Below are 15,562 nucleotides of genomic sequence, written 5' to 3' on the forward strand. Positions count from 1 at the left end.
GTGCGGGGAGTTGGGGAGGGCACGCCGTGCAGTGCGTCGAGGCCCGCGGCGGCCTCCTCGGCAGCCACCGAGACCCGCCACAGCCGGGACGGTAACGTTGCACCGTGGGCGATGGGGGCATCACTGCGGAAGACAAGGTCGTCGTGCGAGCCGAGGGCTCGCTCGGACGGCTCACACTCAACCGTCCGAAGGCGATCAATGCGCTCGACCTCGACATGATCCGGGCGCTCTCCGCCGCCCTCGACGGGTGGGAGCGCGACCGCGACATCGACACGATCGTGCTCGACGGCGCGGGGGATCGGGGCCTGTGCGCGGGAGGCGACGTCCGCGGACTCTACGAGCGCACCGTGGGCGGCGATGCCGAGGCATCCGCGCTGTTCTTCCGCGAGGAGTACGCGCTCAACGCCCGCATCTCGGAGTACCCGACGCCCATCGTCGCCATCGCCGACGGCATCACGATGGGCGGCGGCATCGGGCTGGCCGGTCACGCGCCGTTCCGCGTCGTCACCGAGCGCTCGAAGCTCGCGATGCCCGAGACGCGCATCGGGTTCACGCCCGACGTCGGCGGCACATGGCTGCTGTCGCGCGCGCCGGGGCGCCTCGGCGAGTACCTCGGATTGACCGGGGCCGTGATGGATGCCGCCGATGCCGTGTACGCGGGATTCGCCGACCACCTCGTGCCGACCGGCAGCCTCGAGGGGTTCGTCGACGCGCTTGCGACGCGCGCCGATCCGAGCGGCCCCGCCGAGCTCGTGCTGCTGTTCGACGAGACGCCCGACCCGTCGCGCCTCGCGACGGCCCGCGCGTGGATCGACGACGCGTTCGCCGCCGACACCGTGGCCGAGATCATCGAGCGGCTGCGCGCGAGCGCCGAACCGGAAGCACAGGCCACCGCCGACCTGCTGGAGGAGCTCTCGCCGACGGGCCTGAGCGTGACGCTCGAAGCCATCCGCCGCGTGCGCGGCCTGCCGAGCCTGCGCGACGCGCTCGCTCAGGAGTACGGGCTCGTGATGTGGTTCGCCACGACCCAGCCCGACCTCGCGGAGGGCATCCGCGCGCAGGTCGTCGACAAGGACCGCTCGCCGCGCTGGCAGCCCGCGAGCCTCGCCGAGCTGTCACCGGATGCCACGGCATCGGCCTTCTCGTTCGCGCCGACGGTTCCGCTCTGGAGCTGAGCCCGATGGCGCGTGCGGCGAGGAACCACGACGGGGCCGCCGCGCGCCCGGGCCGTGGCTGGTCTCTCGGCGTCGCGCTCGACTGGTTCTTCTTCGTGTTCGCGGGGCTCGCCGCCGTGTGGCTGGCCTACCTCAGCCTCACCGAGACGTTCAACGTGGGCTGGTGGGGCATCCTTTTCGCGATCGTCTTCTGGGCGCTGCTGGCGTATCTCGTGCTGCCGCGACTGCACCGCATCCTCACGACGATCTACGTGCCCGACTACTTCATCGGCCGCACGCGCACGAGCGACGGACTGCTCGGCGACCCGGTCAACCTCGCCTTCATGGGCACCGGCGAGCAGATCGAGGCGGCCATGCGGGCGGCGGGCTGGACGCGCGCCGACCCGATCACGATCACCTCGACGTGGCGCATCGTGGCCTCGACCCTCACCCGCCGCAGCTACGACGAGGCGCCCGTCAGCCCCCTGTTCCTCTTCGGGCGCGCGCAGGACTTCGCGTATCAGCAGGACGTCGACGACAGCCCCGCCCAGCGCCACCATGTGCGGTTCTGGCAGTGCCCCGAAGACTGGCTGCTCCCCGGCGGACGCCGCGTCGATTGGCTCGCCGCAGGCACGTTCGACCGGCGCGTCGGACTGTCGCTGTTCACCCTGCAGATCACGCACAAGATCGACGCCGAGACCGACATCGAGCGCGACCACATCATCTCCACGCTCATCGTCGCCGATCCGCGCATCGACATCCGGCTCATCGAGGACTTCTCGACCGGGTACCACGCCCGCAACGGCGGCGGCGACTCGATCAGCACCGACGGCGACCTGCCGATCGTCGACGTGCGCGACGTCACCCTGGAGGAGGCGCCCGCGGTGCAGACGACCGCAGTGCAGACGACCCCGGAGCAGGGGGCGGCGACATGACGACGGCCTCCTCCGCGAAGCGGCCCTCGTACGAGCCGGCACGCAGGCTGCTGCGCCCGCCGGGGTACCGCCCCGACATGAAGCGGCCCCCGACGACCGTCGCGGGTGCCCTGCTCGTCTTCCTTCGTGTCGTCGTCGGGCTGCTCTTCCTCGGCGAACTCGCCCTCAACTGGAACCTCGTCGCGACCGAGAGCGCCGTCGCGATCGACGGCCTCACGGCGGGGGAGGCCGCGGGTATCGGGCTGTGGATCGTGGTCGGCATCATCAGCGTCGTGCTGATCTTCGACGCCGTGCTCGCCGTGTTCATCCTGCGCGGCCACAACTGGCCCCGCGTCATCGTCATGGTGTTCGCGGTGCTCTCGATCTCAGCGGCCTTCGGATCGTGGTGGCTCTACGACCTGGAGATCACCTTGAAGACGAGCCTGCTCACCACAGCGCTCGATACGCTGATCCTCCTCGCGCTGTCCAGCCGCAGCGCGGCCGCGTACGCTCGGCGCAACGAGCAGCGCTGAGAGGTGCCCCGCCGCATGTTCGATTCCCCCCTGTCCGCGTCCGCCTACCAGGTGCTCGGCGTCGAGCCCACGGTCGACGAGGAGGGCCTGCGCAAGGCGTATCGCCTGCGACTGCGTCAGACGCACCCCGACACGGGGGGAGAGGCATCCGTCTTCATCCAGGTGCAGCGCGCGTGGGCGCTCGTCGGCACTCCGCAGGCGCGCGTCGCCTACGACCGCGGGCACGGCTTCGGGGCGGCGGCCGCACCGTCGTTCAGCCCGGACGCTCCCGCCTGGCGCCCGCCCTCCCGCCCGGCCGACACGCGCCCGAAGGCGCGCTCGTACGGGCAGCCCGGCGGCTGGCGGCGCGAGCGCTACCTGTCGCTCATGCGCGAATGGGTCGGGCGGGGCGTCGAGATGCCCGATCCGTACGATCCCGCGCTCGTGCGGTCCGCGCCCCACCATCTGCGGCGGCTCCTCGCCGACGCGCTGGCCGAAGAGGCGACGGCGCGCGTCGTCGCCGACCTCGGCATGGGGTACACCGTGTGGCACGACGTCGCCGCGGGCCACGCGTCCGACGAGAAGGTCGACCACGTCGTGCTCGGCCCGAGCGGGCTCTACGGCGTGCTGTCGGAGGACTTCGGCGGCCCCGTCCGCATCAAGCGCGGAGAGCTCGTGGGCGACGGCGTCGACGGCGCCCCCATCGCGGCGCTCCTCGCGCGACTTCGCACCGTCGCACGCGCCGCCCGCGTGAAGTTCAGCGGGGCGATCGTCGTGCTCCCCGACGACGACCTCGATCAGCCCATCGAGGAGCTCGGCCGGGTGCGCGGCGTGCCCGTCGCGATCGTGTCGCGCAGCGCCCTGTCGACGGTGCTGCGCCGAGGGGTCACGGGCGCGCGCGAGGTGGGCGGCAACGAGGTCTTCGACATCCGCACGCGCCTGCAGCACGCCGTCCGCTACGTGTAGCGGTCCCGGGGCTGGCGGGGCGAGATCAGCCCGCGAGGCCGAAGAGCTCGAGGGGGTGCGTCAGGCGCCACCAGGCCGACGGCGGCTCGATGTCGCCCGCGAGCACGACGTCGACCGTCGACGAGTCGAGCGGACCCTTGACGTTCAGCGTGCCCACGTCGTCGCCTTTGTCACGGTGGTCGCCGAGCGACAGGTCGGTCGAGACGGTGCCGGCTGCGCCGTTCCACAGCACGACGGAAGCGTCGCCGACCGTCTTCACCTCGACGTGCTCGCCCCACTCCGTGTCGATCACGCCCACGGTCGTCCCCGCCGTCACGGACGGCTCGGTCTGCAGCTCCGCCTCGAGTTGAGTGAAGAGGGCTCGCGTCGCCTCGATGCGGCCGTTGTCGTCGGGCTGGCCCAGCACGGCGGCATAGAGGCGCACGGGGGTCTGGCCGATCGTCACGTTCTTCGCGGCGAGCAGGTTGAAGGTGTCGAGCGATCCCGTCTTCACGCCGATGACGCCGGGGTCGGCGAGCAGCCCGTTGGTGCTCGTGACGTGGCCGGCACCGGGCAGGTCGACCTCGGACTTAGCGACGATCTCGGCGATGACGGGGTTGGCCAGAGCCCTCTCGGCGAGCGGGATGAGGGATGCCGCGCTCGCCGTGTTGCGCGCGTCGAAGCCCGTCGGCTCGACGACGGCGATGCCGTTCAGGCCGTGCGCCGCGAGCCAGCCGTTCGCGGCGCTCGCGTAGACGGCGTCGCTGGGCCACAGGTTGCTCGCGAGGCGATCGGCGTAGTTGTTGGCCGAGCCGATCAGCATGCCCTCGAGCAGCTGGTACTCCGTGAGGGTGCCGCCGACCGGCACGTCGAGCGCGGACTCGCCACGTGACCGATAGCCCCAGTACTTGACGCGGTCGGCCGCCGTGAACCGGTACTCCGGCCCCTGCTCGCCGACGGCGAGCGGCTGCGACTCGAGGACGAGCAGAGCCGTCACGACCTTCGTGATGCTCGCGATGGGCGCCGCATCGGCCGTCGAGCCGACGACGCCGTCGAAGCCCGCGACCGCGACGGCGCCGGAGCCCTGGGCAGGCCAGGCGGGCGTGGTCGCGGGGGCCGGCGCGGAGTCGACCTGCACGGCCTCGATCGTGGGGGTCACCGCCGTGAGCGGCCACAGCAGCGTCGTGGCGGAGTATCCGCCGATCAGCGCCGCGATGATCGCGATCGGAACGAGCACGCCGGGACGCAGCGGCGAGCGCCTCGGCGGGCGCGCGAGCAGGTCCGCCGGGACGGCGACGTACGGAGTCGTGGCCACCCGGAGATCGGCGGGCACGAGCGAAGTCGTGCCGACGACGCCCTCGTCCACCCACCCGAATGCGACGCGCGGCTCGCCCAGCGGCTTGCCGGGCTTCTTGAGCGGGACGGATGCCTCGTGCTCGGGCGCGACGGGCTCCTGCACGAGCACGTCGCCCGGCGCGACGAGCACGTCGCCCGCGTCCCCGTGCACGTCGTCGTGCGCAGGAGGCTCCGTATCGGCGAGGGTCACCTGCCAAATTTACCCCGTCGTGCCGCGGTATACTCGGCACCACAACCACGGGAGTCCGGTGTGCCGGGCTGAGAGGAAGCGACCACGCTTCGACCGTCGAACCTGATCTGGATCATGCCAGCGCAGGGAGGAGAGAACATGAACGCTTCCACGTCCGCGTCCGCCTCGGTCGCGCAGACCACCCGCCGTCTTCGCTGGAGGGTCGTCGACATCGTCGTCGCCAGCGTCATCGGCGTCGCATCCGGCCTCATCTTCCTGTTCTGGAACGTCGGCTACCTCGGCCCCTCGGCCCTCCTCCAGCCTCTCCTGCCGGGCCTGCAGGGCCTCCTCGACGGACCGTGGCTGTTCGCGGGGGTGCTCGGTGCGCTCATCATCCGCAAGCCCGGCGCTGCGCTCTACGTCGAGACGCTCGCCGCGGTCGTCTCGGCGCTCGTCGGCAACCAGTGGGGCGGCTTCCTCACGCTCGAGGCCGGCCTCGTGCAGGGGATCGGGGCCGAGATCGTCTTCCTGATCTTCGCCTACCGCGTCTGGACGCTCCCCGTCGCGATGCTCGCCGGTGCGGGCGCCGCGATCGCGGGAGGCGTCAACAATCTCGTGCTGTGGTACGCGGGCTCGAACACGCAGTTCACGATCACGTACCTCATCACGACCACCATCTCGGGCGCCGTCATCGCGGGGCTTCTGCCGTGGCTCGTGACGCGCGGACTTGCGGCGACCGGCGCCCTCGACCGCTTCGCGTCGGGCCGCGAAGCGCGCGCCCGCGTGTAGCGTGCCGTCGGCTGCTCCCACCCCTGCCGTCGTCGAGGCGCGCGGCTGGGGGTGGCGTCACGCGAGCCGCCGCGCATGGGCGCTGCAGGACGTCACGTTCCGCATCGAACCCGGCGAGCGGGTGCTCCTGCTCGGCTCGTCGGGGTCGGGCAAGTCGACGCTGCTGCACGGACTCGCGGGCGTGCTCGGCGGCGACGACGAGGGCGAGTCCGCGGGCGGTCTGCTGATCGGCGGGCGGGATGCCGCGGCCGTGCGCGGAACGGCGGGTCTCGTGCTGCAGGATCCCGACGCGCAGGTCGTGCTCGCCCGCGTCGGCGACGATGTCGCCTTCGGCTGCGAGAACCTCGGCGTCCCGCGAGCCGAGATCTGGCCGCGCGTCGGTGAAGCACTCGACGCCGTCGGGCTCGATCTTCCCCTCGATCGTGCGACGAAGGCGCTGTCGGGGGGACAGAAGCAGCGGCTCGCGCTCGCCGGCGCACTCGCGATGCGCCCGGGGCTGCTCCTGCTCGACGAGCCCACCGCGAATCTCGACCCGGGCGGGGTCGCCGAGGTGCGCGAGGCCGTCGCCGACCTCCTCGAGCGGCATCCCGCGACCCTCGTCGTCGTGGAGCACCGCGTCGAGGTGTGGCTGCCGCTCGTGACGCGCGTCATCGTGCTCGGCGCGGGCGGGGTCGTCGCCGACGGGTCGCCCGATGTCGTGCTCGCCCGGGAGGGGCGCCGGCTCACGGAGCAGGGTGTCTGGGTCCCCGGCATCCCGCCCGCGGTTCCGCCGCCGCCCCCGGCCGCGGCGGGTGAGGCGCTCGTGTCGGCGCACGGGCTCGCCGTCGAGCGGGTTCGCGGCGTCCCCGTCGCATCGGGCATCGACCTCCACCTGCGCGAAGGCTCGGTGCTCGCTCTCACGGGGCCCAACGGCGCAGGGAAGTCGACGCTCGGGCTGACGCTCGCGGGGCTCCTCCCGCCGGCGGCCGGCGTTGTCACCGCTGCGCCCGCGCTCGCGAACGGCGCGGGCGCCGCGCCGATCCGCTGGACCTCGCGGCAGCTCCTGACGCGCATCGGCACCGTCTTCCAGGACCCCGAGCACCAGCTTCTGGCGCGGACCGTGCGCGAAGAGCTCGAGGTCGGTCCGCGCGCGCTCGGGCTCGACGACGCCGCGACGAACGCACGCGTCGACGACCTGCTCGTGCGGCTGCGCCTCGACGCCCTCGCCGCGGCGAACCCGTTCACGCTGTCGGGCGGCGAGAAGCGCCGGCTCACGGTGGCCGCCGCGCTCGCGACGCGGCCGCGCGTGCTCGTTCTCGACGAGCCCACGTTCGGGCAGGACGCCCGAACCTGGGCCGAGCTGGTCGCCCTGCTCGCGCGGCTGCGCGACGGCCTCGACGGCGACGAGCGCGCGGCCGTCGTCGCGATCACCCACGACCTCGACGTGGTGCGGGCGCTCGGCGCCGACGTCTTCGCGCTCGGGAAGGGGGAGGGATGACCCTCCTCGACGCCCGCGCGCGCACCGGCGCCGTCGCGCGCATCAACCCCGTCGCCAAGCTCGGTGCGAGCGCGCTCATCGCGCTGCCGCTCGTGCTGACCCTCGACTGGGTGTCGGCGGCGGTCGCACTCGTGCTCGAGTGCCTGCTCTTCCCGTTCGCCGGCATCGGGTGGCGGGAGTTCTGGACGAGGACTCTCCCCGTCTGGATCGCGGCGCCGCTCACCGCCGTCACGATCGCGCTCTACGGCGCCACCTCGGGCGAGGTCTACGTCGACTGGTTCTTCGTGCGGATCAGCGAGGGGTCGATCGAACTCGCCGTCGCGACGTTCTTCCGCGTCCTCGCGATCGCGCTGCCGTCGGTCGTGCTGTTCGTGACTGTCGATCCGACCGACCTCGCCGACGGCCTCGCGCAGGTGCTGCGCCTTCCGGCGCGGTTCGTGCTCGGCGCCCTGGCGGGCCTGCGCATGGTCGGCCTCTTCATCGACGACTGGCGCGCGCTCGAGCTCGCCCGCCGCGCGCGTGGGGTGGCCGATCGAGGTCGTCTCCGGCGCTTCCTCGGCATGGCCTTCGCGCTGCTCGTCCTCTCGATCCGCCGCGGGTCGAAGCTCGCCACATCGATGGAGGCGCGCGGGTTCGGCGCCCCCGTCGAGCGCACGTGGGCGCGGGAGTCGCATTTCGGCGGGCGTGAGTGGGTGCTCATGGCCATCGGCGCCGCCATCTCGGTCCTCGCCGTGACGGCCGCGGTGCTCGCAGGGACGTGGAACTTCATCCTCGGCCCGGCGTAGCGGGCCCCGCCCCTCGACAGATTCGGAAGTCAGGTCAGGGCGTGAGCGCGACGTACTCGTCGCGCAGAGCGGGGTAATAGTCGTCCCATGCGATGGCCGAGACATCCCGGCCCTCGTGAGCGGCCTCGGCGCGGTCGAGGTAGTACTCCCAGCCGGGGCCGATCGACCCGATGTCCTCGCCGGGGTTCAGGCGCTGGCCGAAGCGCAGCGTCGTGACGCCGTGCGCCTCCTCGAGCTCCAGCCAGAGATACCAGAGGCCGGTGTCGCCCCCGAAGCGGCGGGGACGGTCGCACTCGACGATCGTGTACCGCGACGGCTCGGGAGCATCCGATTCCGCCGTCATGAAGAACGACACGTGCCCGGTCGTCGGATCGCCCTCCCAGTAGCCGATCCAGTCGCGCAGACGGTCCGATTCCGTGAAGGTCTGCCAGACGGCCTCGGCGGGCGAGCCGAACGTGCGCGTGAGGACGAGGTTCGGCTGTCCGTCGATCGTGGTGACGATACCCGTGCGGATGGCGGTCATGTCGCGTTCCAGAGCTCCCGGTAGTAGGCGATGCGCGCGGGGTCGGGCTCGATCCCGTAGGCCGAGAAGAACGCGCCCTCCCATCCCGGACCATAGTTCCACTCGAGGCTCATCGATGCCACGGCGAGATCGGCCCAGCGGTCGGCGACGCCCAGCGCCCCGAGGTCGACGTGGGCGAGCCAGCGCCCGTCGGCGTCGAGCAGCGTGTTCGGGCTGCACGCGTCGGCGTGGCACACGACGAGGAGATCGACGGCGGGCGCGTCGCCGAACCGCGCGGGAAGGCGGATGCCTCTCCCCGCCGCGTTCGCGAGACGCGAGGGCACCGACCAGTCGAACGGGCACTCGGCGGCGGGAAGCCGGTCGTGCAGCGCGCGCAGCCCTTCGCCGATGGCGCGCACCGCGATCTGCGGCACGGCGAGCCAGCGCGCAGACACGGCGGATTCGCCGTCGATCGTCGCCGTGACGATCCATTCGTGCGTCTCGTCGTCCCCGACCTCGAGCACGCGCGGCACGGCGGTCCAGCGCCGTGCCCAGTCGAGCCGCTCCGCCTCGGCCGCGAACGACGTCTCGAGGTTGCGGGGAGAGTGCTTGATGTGGCGGCCGTCGGAGGTGCGGAACGTCACGCCGCCGATCTCGTTCTGCCACACCGGCTCGAGCTGCGCACCCCGCGCGAGCGCGCGCACGCGCTCGGGGACCATGACGGCTGCGAGCGGGATCGACACGAGCTCAGTCGAGCAGGGCTTCGCGAAGCAGATCGGCGTGGTTGTGCAGCTCGTCGCGCACTCCGAACAGCAGTGTCACGACGGCCGCGTCCGCGATCGCCGTGCGCAGCTCCGCAACGGCGGGGTTGGTCGCGAGCTCGGCGCGATACGCCGCCGCGAAGGTGTCCCAGTCCATGCCGTCCTGGTGGAAGGCCCGCCGCAGCTCGTCGGTGGGCGCGGCATCCTTCGCCCACAGGTCGATCGCGGCGCGATCCTTCGAGACGCCCCGCGGCCAGAGGCGGTCGACGAGCACGCGGAACCCGTCATCGGGCGACGCTTCGTCGTACACGCGCTTGAGTCGGATCTCCACGCCTCCAGTCAACTCCGCACCCTCCCGCGGCGCCACCCTCCCCGGCTAGCCTGGAGGTCGATGACTGGCGGTCACCGTGAGACGGAGTCCCGCCTATGCTGGGACTGGATGCCACATTCGAGTTCGAAGGAGAACGCATGGACATCACGGGCGCAGCCGCGCTGGTGACGGGCGGCGCGAGCGGGCTCGGCCTCGCCACCGCGCGCAGGCTCGCGGCGGCGGGAGCCGTCGTCACGATCCTCGACCTGCCGACCTCGGCGGGGGGAGACGTCGCGCAAGAGCTCGGCGGCACGTTCGCGCCCGCCGACGTCACCGATCCCGGGCAGGTCGCCGCGGCCGTCACGCAGGCCGCGGCCGCGGGCCCGCTCCGGGTCGTGGTGAACTGCGCAGGGATCGCGCCGCCCGCCAAGGTGCTCGACCGCGAGGGAAACCCCTCGCCGCTCGCCGACTTCGAGCGGATCATCCGCATCAACCTCATCGGCACCTACAACGTCATCGCCCAGGCATCCGCCGCCATGGCCACCACCGACGCGACGCCCGACGGCGACCGCGGCGTCATCGTCAGCACCGCGAGCGTCGCGGCGTTCGACGGGCAGATCGGCCAGCCCGCGTACTCTGCGAGCAAGGGCGGCGTGCACGCCATGACGCTGCCGATCGCCCGGGAGCTCGCGCGCTACGGCATCCGGGTGCTCACGATCGCCCCCGGAATCATGGAGACGCCCATGCTGAAGGGCCTGCCCGAAGCGGCGCAGGAGTCGCTCGGACAGCAGGTGCCCTACCCGCAGCGCCTCGGGCGCCCCGACGAGTACGCGAAGCTCGTGCTCGCGATCGTCGACAACGGCTATCTCAACGGCGAGACGATCCGTCTCGACGGCGCCATCCGCATGGCGCCGAAGTAAGGAGCAGCATGAGCGACTCGATCCTCGTCGCGCGCGAGGGCGCCCTCGCCCGCGTCACGTTCAACCGCCCCGCCTTCCTCAACGCGATGGACTTCGAGATGGGGCGGCGCTGGCGCGACGTCGCGCACGAGCTCACGTCGGACGCATCGGTCGGAGCCGTGATCCTGGATGCCGCGGGCCCCGCCTTCTGCGCCGGGGGAGACGTCATCGCGATGGCGACCTCGGGTGCCTCCGGCGTCGAGGTCACCGAGACGGCGCACATCATCCACGACGGCATCCGCACGTTCGCGCTGTCGGACAAGCCCATCGTCGCGGCGGTGCAGGGCGCCGTCGCGGGCGGCGGGCTCGGGCTCATGCTGACCGCCGACTACGTCGTCGCGTCGGAGTCGGCGAAGTTCGTCAGCAAGTACGCGAACATCGGCCTCACACCCGACCTCGGCGTCTCGACCCTCCTGCCGGCCGCGATCGGCCAGCGCCGCGCGCTGCAGCTGCTGCTGCAGGACCGCACGATCGACGCCGCGACGGCCCTCGACTGGGGCCTCGTCGCCGAGGTCGTGCCCGCCGCCGAGGTCGCCGATCGCGCCCGCGCCGTCGCCGACTTCTGGCTCGCGAACGCGACCGCCGCCTTCGGCGAGGCCAAGCGCCTCGTGCGCGTCGGTGCCGACCGCCCGTTCGAGGTCAACCTGCACGACGAGGCGGCGTCGATCGGCGCCCGCTTCGACACCGACGAGTCGCGCACCCGAGTCGCGGCGTTCGCCGCGGCATCCGCCAAGCGCTCGTCCTGACCACCCCATGTCGAGCCGATACAGTCCGCACGAGCCGATACGGCACAGACGGTTGAAGCCGTGTCGGCTCGACGCATCTGTGTCGGCTCGCGGAAAGAAGCTCGGGACCGTAGACCTGAAGGAGACCCAATGACACTCGCCGGCAAGACGATCCTCATGTCGGGCGGCAGCCGCGGCATCGGCCTCGCGATCGCGCTGCGCGCGGCGCGCGACGGCGCCAACATCGCTCTCGTCGCCAAGACTGACACGCCCCACCGCAAGCTCGAGGGCACGGTGCACACGGCGGCGCAGCAGATCCGGGATGCCGGCGGTCGGGCGCTTCCGATCGTCGGCGACGTGCGCAATGACGACGACATCACGCGGGCCGTCCTCGAGACGCAGGGCGAGTTCGGCGGCATCGACGCCGTCATCAACAACGCGAGCGTCATCGACCTGTCGGGCTCGCTCGACCTCGCCGCCAAGAAGTACGACCTCATGCAGGACGTCAACGTGCGCGGCACGTTCCTCCTGTCCCGCACCGCTGTGCCGATCCTGCGCGAGAGCGCCAACCCGCACATCCTGTCGCTGTCGCCGCCGCTCAACCTCTCGCCGAAGTGGCTCGGCGCGCACACGGGCTACACGATGGCGAAGTACGGCATGACGATGGCGACGCTGGGCCTCGCGGCTGAGTTCGCGAAGGACGGCATCGCCGCCAACACGCTGTGGCCGAGGACGACGATCGCGACGGCGGCCGTGCAGTTCGCGCTCGGCGGCGACATGATGATGAAGGCGAGCCGCACGCCCGAGATCTACGCCGACGCCGCGTACGAGATCCTCACGAAGCCGGCCCGGGAGTACACGGGGCAGACGCTCATCGTCGAGGACGTGCTGGCCGAGGCCGGCGTCACCGACTTCTCGGGCTACGCCGCCGTGCCGGGCACGCCCGACGACCGGCTCTTCCCCGACATCTTCCTCGACTGAGTTCGATGCGAATCCCCTCACTCGCCGAGACAGGGGATTCGCATCGAAGCCGGGGACGCCGACACCTGGCTCGACAAGGATCCCCTGTCTCGCCGCCTTGCGCAGACCGGCTGCGAGTCAGATCAGCCCGAGGCGGCGGAACGCGTTCGCGATGCCGTCATCGAGCACGTCGGTCGTGACGAAGTCGGCGAGCTCCTTCAGCTCGGGCTGCGCATTGCCCATCGCCACCGAGACGCCGCATACCTGGAACATCTCGATGTCGTTCCAGCTGTCGCCCACCGCGATCGCGTCGGCGGAGTCGATGCCGAGGTGCGCGAGCAGCAGCTCGATCGCCGAGCCCTTGGTGGTGCTGCGCTCGCTGATCTCGCCGTTCGAGCCGCCGGGAAGAGGCATGCTCCCCGGCACGACGAGGAACTCGTCGCCGAGGTCGGCGCGCAGCTCTTCCAGTCCCTCCGGGTGGTCGCTCACGAAGACGGCCTTGTCGATTCGGGTGAGGTCCGCCTCCGAGGCGCTCGGGAACGTGCGCTCCGCGAGGCCGACGAGCGAGTCCTCGGGGCGCACCTCCTGGCCCGCCGCGACGCGCGCGTCGAGCGCCGCCGCATAGTCGCGCATCAGCTCGGCCATGTCGCCTGACGCATAGACGGCATCCCGGGTCTGCAGGAAGTAGCGGATGCCGCGGTTGCGCATCGCCGTCAGCATGCGGTCCGTCGCGGCCCGCGACAGCGGACGGTCGACGATCACCTCTCCATCCGACACGACGAGTGCGCCGGAGTTCGTCACGGCGCCGTCGAAGCCGATCTCGGCGACGTTCGGGTGGATGTCGGAGGCCGACCTCCCCGTGCTCAGGTAGACCAGGTGCCCGGCGGCGCGCAGCGCGCGGATGGCCGGGCCGGTCGACGGGCTCACGTGGGAGCCGTGCTCGAGGATCGTGCCGTCGACGTCGAGAAAGACGATGCGCTGGCGGTCCGGGCGGGGCGGGGTCGTGGTCATCAGTGCTTGTTCCCGGTGAAGAGGAGGATGCCGCCGAGGCCGATCATGAGCCCGCCGCCGGTCGCCGACAGCCGCGCGATGCGCTTGGGGGAGCGGCCGAACCAGTCGCGGGCGGCCGCGGCGACGAGAGCCCATATGCCGTCGGAGATCAACGCGATCGCGAAGAAGACGAGCCCGAGCTCGATCATCTGCAGCGGTACGGCGCCCGCGCCGAGGTCGACGAACTGGGGCAGCACTGCCACGAAGAACGCGATCGTCTTGGGGTTGGTGATGCCCACGAGGAATCCCTCGCCGAGCTGACGCCAATGCGACCGCGGAAGCGCGCCATTCGTCGCGGCCTCGGCGGTGCGGCCCCGATGCCGGATCGCCTGCACACCGAGGTACATGAGGTACAGGGCGCCGGCGACCTTGACGATCGTGAAGAGCACGATCGAGCTCGCGACGATGCCGCCGATGCCGAGGGCCACCGCGACGATGATGGGAAGGAGGCCGAGGGCGTTGCCGAGCACGCTGAGGAGGCCGCCCATGCGGCCGAGCGCGAGTGCGCGGCCGATCGTGAAGAGCACGCTCGGCCCCGGGATGACGATCAGCACGAGGGCCGCGAGCGTGAAGGCGAGGAGATTCTCGATCGGGACCACCCTGAAACGATAGTCCCGAGTTCACCGATCCTCGGGTGCGGCGGCGAGCACGACCGTCACGGCCGAGTCGTGGAACCACCAGAAGCCGAGCCGCATCCCGGGCGCGAGCGCCGCCGGCCGGTCCTCCACGGGGACCGAGATGTACGGCAGCGTCACGGCGAGGGCGCTCTGCGAGCGCAGCGGCGCGACGACGCAACGGCCCTTCCCTACTCCCGCACGGGCGACCAGGATGCACTGCTCCTCCTGGAGCATGCCTTTCGCGGCGCCGATCCACAGCTGCCATCCGTAATACGACCCGAGGTGCTCCGCCCACAGGGTCTTGCCGCTCGTCGGGAACGGGGGCGTGTCCGACGGCAGGGGGAGCTGGCCTTCCGTGCCGAGCACGTTGTGCAGCGGCACCTGGATGAGCACGACGGCGTCTTCGTCGCGCGCGAGCGTGTACGCCGACCGCGTCGTCTCGACGGCGACCCGGTCGCTGCTCAGCGTCGACGGCGTGACGGCGGTGGCGGCGCCCACGAGCACGGCGACGAGAGCGGCGGCGAAGGCGATGCCCGCCCCGCGTCGGCGCCGCCGCGCCTTCGGGGCCGGCTCGTCGTCGTCGACGACGGCGGACGGCGTCTCGATCGTCGCGACGGCGACGGGCGCGGCATCCCGCTCTCCTTCTCGGCCCGCGTCGTGCGCCTGAGCCGGATCGACGGTCTCGCTGCCGCGCCGATCGACCCAGAGCACGCCTTCGTCCAGCGGGGGCGGGGTGTGGTCGCCGTGCGCGAGGCTCTCGAGCTCGGTGAGTCGCGACATCGCGACGGCATCCCCGAGGATGTCGGGTTGAGGGCCGTAGGCCCTGCGTCTCAGTTCCGCGAGCTCGGCGCGGGTCGCTTCATCCATGTCGGCCGCTCCATCAGCCGCCCCGACGCTCGCGTGCGCGCGTCGCGGCGAGGCCCTCTGCGGGACCGGTCCTGCGGGTGTCGCGCTCGGCGACGTCGATGTCGCTCACGATTACACGGTAGCCCTCGTCGGGTGCTTGCGGGCGGGTCAGATGACGATGAAGAACGACACCACGACCACGAGGGCTGCGATGCCGGCGAGCACCATCGATTGGCGGATGTTGCGGTACTTGCGCTGCGCGACGGCCGAGAGCACGAGCAGCTGCTGATACGTGCGCTCGGGCGACGGCAGCCCGCGGGTCGCGAGAGCCTCGGCGACGGCCTGCGGCGAGCTCATCCCGCGGATCTGGCCCCAATAGGTGATGGCGCCGGGGCCGGGTCCCTTGCTCAGGCGCGGCCACACGGCGAGCGAGGCCGTGACGACGGATGCCGCGGCGGCGAGCCCGCCGATCGTCCAGAGCACGACGGCGAACGCTCCCGCATCGGCCGGCGACCAGCCGCCGCCGAGCATGCCGCTCAGCACGATGCTGAAGGCGATGCCGAGGCTGCCGATGAGCAGCGACGCTTTCTGATCCGCGCGCTCGATCTCGATCATCACTTCGGCGAGCATCTCGGTCGCGAGGGCGTGCGTGCTCTCATCGGGCAGGTGCGTGCTCTCGTCGGGCAGGTGCGTGCTCTCGTCGGGCATGGATGCGCTCCCCTCCAGCGCCG

General features: G+C 71.8%; 18 protein-coding genes and 1 riboswitch. Of the genes, 10 read left to right on the plus strand and 8 right to left on the minus strand.

Going from position 1 to position 15,562, the window contains the following annotated elements:
• Nucleotides 1-104: 104 nt before the first annotated feature.
• The 4 genes from ACH3VR_RS13085 to ACH3VR_RS13100 are packed head-to-tail and all read left to right on the plus strand — an operon-like array spanning nucleotide 105 to nucleotide 3,546.
• Complete coding sequence (locus tag ACH3VR_RS13085) at nucleotides 105-1,175, plus strand: enoyl-CoA hydratase/isomerase family protein (protein WP_397556749.1); 1,071 nt, start codon at nucleotides 105-107, stop codon at nucleotides 1,173-1,175.
• A 5-nt stretch (nucleotides 1,176-1,180) separates the two neighbouring features.
• Nucleotides 1,181-2,089 (plus strand): LssY C-terminal domain-containing protein, encoded by a 909-nt coding sequence (locus tag ACH3VR_RS13090; protein ID WP_397556750.1) that lies wholly within the window; start codon nucleotides 1,181-1,183, stop codon nucleotides 2,087-2,089.
• Nucleotides 2,086-2,601: a hypothetical protein gene (locus tag ACH3VR_RS13095; RefSeq protein WP_397556751.1), complete on the plus strand. Its 516-nt coding sequence runs from the start codon at nucleotides 2,086-2,088 to the stop codon at nucleotides 2,599-2,601. The genes ACH3VR_RS13090 and ACH3VR_RS13095 overlap by 4 nt, the downstream gene beginning before the upstream one ends.
• A gap of 15 nt (nucleotides 2,602-2,616) precedes the next feature.
• On the plus strand, nucleotides 2,617-3,546 hold the full coding sequence (locus ACH3VR_RS13100; protein ID WP_397556752.1) for a J domain-containing protein: 930 nt from the start codon (nucleotides 2,617-2,619) through the stop codon (nucleotides 3,544-3,546).
• A 25-nt stretch (nucleotides 3,547-3,571) separates the two neighbouring features.
• On the opposite strand, the gene ACH3VR_RS13105 is transcribed toward ACH3VR_RS13100, so the two are convergent.
• Nucleotides 3,572-5,071 (minus strand): D-alanyl-D-alanine carboxypeptidase family protein, encoded by a 1,500-nt coding sequence (locus ACH3VR_RS13105; RefSeq protein ID WP_397556753.1) that lies wholly within the window; start codon nucleotides 5,069-5,071, stop codon nucleotides 3,572-3,574.
• A 37-nt stretch (nucleotides 5,072-5,108) separates the two neighbouring features.
• Nucleotides 5,109-5,217: riboswitch (TPP riboswitch) on the plus strand.
• Between ACH3VR_RS13105 and ACH3VR_RS13110 the strand changes: the two genes are divergently transcribed.
• The 3 genes from ACH3VR_RS13110 (at nucleotide 5,210) to ACH3VR_RS13120 (ending at nucleotide 8,101) form a co-directional block, all read left to right on the plus strand.
• Nucleotides 5,210-5,839: an ECF transporter S component gene (locus ACH3VR_RS13110; protein WP_397556754.1), complete on the plus strand. Its 630-nt coding sequence runs from the start codon at nucleotides 5,210-5,212 to the stop codon at nucleotides 5,837-5,839. It overlaps the preceding riboswitch by 8 nt.
• 1 nt (nucleotide 5,840) lies before the next feature.
• Entirely contained in the window at nucleotides 5,841-7,316 is a 1,476-nt protein-coding gene (locus ACH3VR_RS13115; protein WP_397556755.1) for an ABC transporter ATP-binding protein, read from the plus strand.
• Nucleotides 7,313-8,101: an energy-coupling factor transporter transmembrane component T family protein gene (locus ACH3VR_RS13120; protein WP_397556756.1), complete on the plus strand. Its 789-nt coding sequence runs from the start codon at nucleotides 7,313-7,315 to the stop codon at nucleotides 8,099-8,101. Before ACH3VR_RS13115 ends, ACH3VR_RS13120 begins: the two co-directional genes overlap by 4 nt.
• 34 nt (nucleotides 8,102-8,135) lie before the next feature.
• Here the strand turns inward: ACH3VR_RS13120 and ACH3VR_RS13125 are convergent, their stop codons facing one another.
• The 3 genes from ACH3VR_RS13125 to ACH3VR_RS13135 are packed head-to-tail and all read right to left on the minus strand — an operon-like array spanning nucleotide 8,136 to nucleotide 9,695.
• Nucleotides 8,136-8,624 (minus strand): SRPBCC domain-containing protein, encoded by a 489-nt coding sequence (locus ACH3VR_RS13125; protein ID WP_397556757.1) that lies wholly within the window; start codon nucleotides 8,622-8,624, stop codon nucleotides 8,136-8,138.
• Nucleotides 8,621-9,346: a phosphotransferase gene (locus tag ACH3VR_RS13130; protein ID WP_397556758.1), complete on the minus strand. Its 726-nt coding sequence runs from the start codon at nucleotides 9,344-9,346 to the stop codon at nucleotides 8,621-8,623. Before ACH3VR_RS13130 ends, ACH3VR_RS13125 begins: the two co-directional genes overlap by 4 nt.
• A gap of 4 nt (nucleotides 9,347-9,350) precedes the next feature.
• Complete coding sequence (locus ACH3VR_RS13135; protein ID WP_397556759.1) at nucleotides 9,351-9,695, minus strand: DUF488 domain-containing protein; 345 nt, start codon at nucleotides 9,693-9,695, stop codon at nucleotides 9,351-9,353.
• 137 nt (nucleotides 9,696-9,832) lie between these two features.
• Here ACH3VR_RS13135 and ACH3VR_RS13140 point away from each other — a divergent pair, with 137 nt between their 5' ends.
• The 3 genes from ACH3VR_RS13140 (at nucleotide 9,833) to ACH3VR_RS13150 (ending at nucleotide 12,339) form a co-directional block, all read left to right on the plus strand.
• On the plus strand, nucleotides 9,833-10,594 hold the full coding sequence (locus tag ACH3VR_RS13140; RefSeq protein WP_397556760.1) for an SDR family NAD(P)-dependent oxidoreductase: 762 nt from the start codon (nucleotides 9,833-9,835) through the stop codon (nucleotides 10,592-10,594).
• Nucleotides 10,595-10,602: 8 nt separating this feature from the next.
• A complete protein-coding gene (locus ACH3VR_RS13145) occupies nucleotides 10,603-11,379 on the plus strand; it encodes an enoyl-CoA hydratase/isomerase family protein (RefSeq protein ID WP_397556761.1) in 777 nt (258 codons plus the stop codon).
• A 129-nt stretch (nucleotides 11,380-11,508) separates the two neighbouring features.
• The gene (locus tag ACH3VR_RS13150) at nucleotides 11,509-12,339 is read left to right on the plus strand and encodes an SDR family oxidoreductase (protein ID WP_397556762.1); all 831 of its coding nucleotides are present in this window, start codon (nucleotides 11,509-11,511) and stop codon (nucleotides 12,337-12,339) included.
• Between the two features lie 117 nt (nucleotides 12,340-12,456).
• On the opposite strand, the gene ACH3VR_RS13155 is transcribed toward ACH3VR_RS13150, so the two are convergent.
• The 4 genes from ACH3VR_RS13155 to ACH3VR_RS13170 all read right to left on the minus strand — a co-directional run bounded on the left by ACH3VR_RS13155 (nucleotide 12,457) and on the right by ACH3VR_RS13170 (nucleotide 15,539).
• Nucleotides 12,457-13,329: an HAD family hydrolase gene (locus ACH3VR_RS13155; RefSeq protein WP_397556763.1), complete on the minus strand. Its 873-nt coding sequence runs from the start codon at nucleotides 13,327-13,329 to the stop codon at nucleotides 12,457-12,459.
• A complete protein-coding gene (locus ACH3VR_RS13160) occupies nucleotides 13,329-13,967 on the minus strand; it encodes a LysE family translocator (RefSeq protein WP_397556764.1) in 639 nt (212 codons plus the stop codon). Before ACH3VR_RS13160 ends, ACH3VR_RS13155 begins: the two co-directional genes overlap by 1 nt.
• 21 nt (nucleotides 13,968-13,988) lie before the next feature.
• A complete protein-coding gene (locus ACH3VR_RS13165) occupies nucleotides 13,989-14,852 on the minus strand; it encodes a hypothetical protein (RefSeq protein WP_397556765.1) in 864 nt (287 codons plus the stop codon).
• A gap of 147 nt (nucleotides 14,853-14,999) precedes the next feature.
• Nucleotides 15,000-15,539, minus strand: a complete 540-nt coding sequence (locus ACH3VR_RS13170) for a Pycsar system effector family protein (RefSeq protein WP_397556766.1) — start codon at nucleotides 15,537-15,539, stop codon at nucleotides 15,000-15,002.
• Between the last annotated feature and the right edge of the window lie 23 nt (nucleotides 15,540-15,562).

Source organism: Microbacterium alkaliflavum, from assembly GCF_044325405.1.
Classification (GTDB): Bacteria; Actinomycetota; Actinomycetes; order Actinomycetales; family Microbacteriaceae; genus Microbacterium; species Microbacterium alkaliflavum.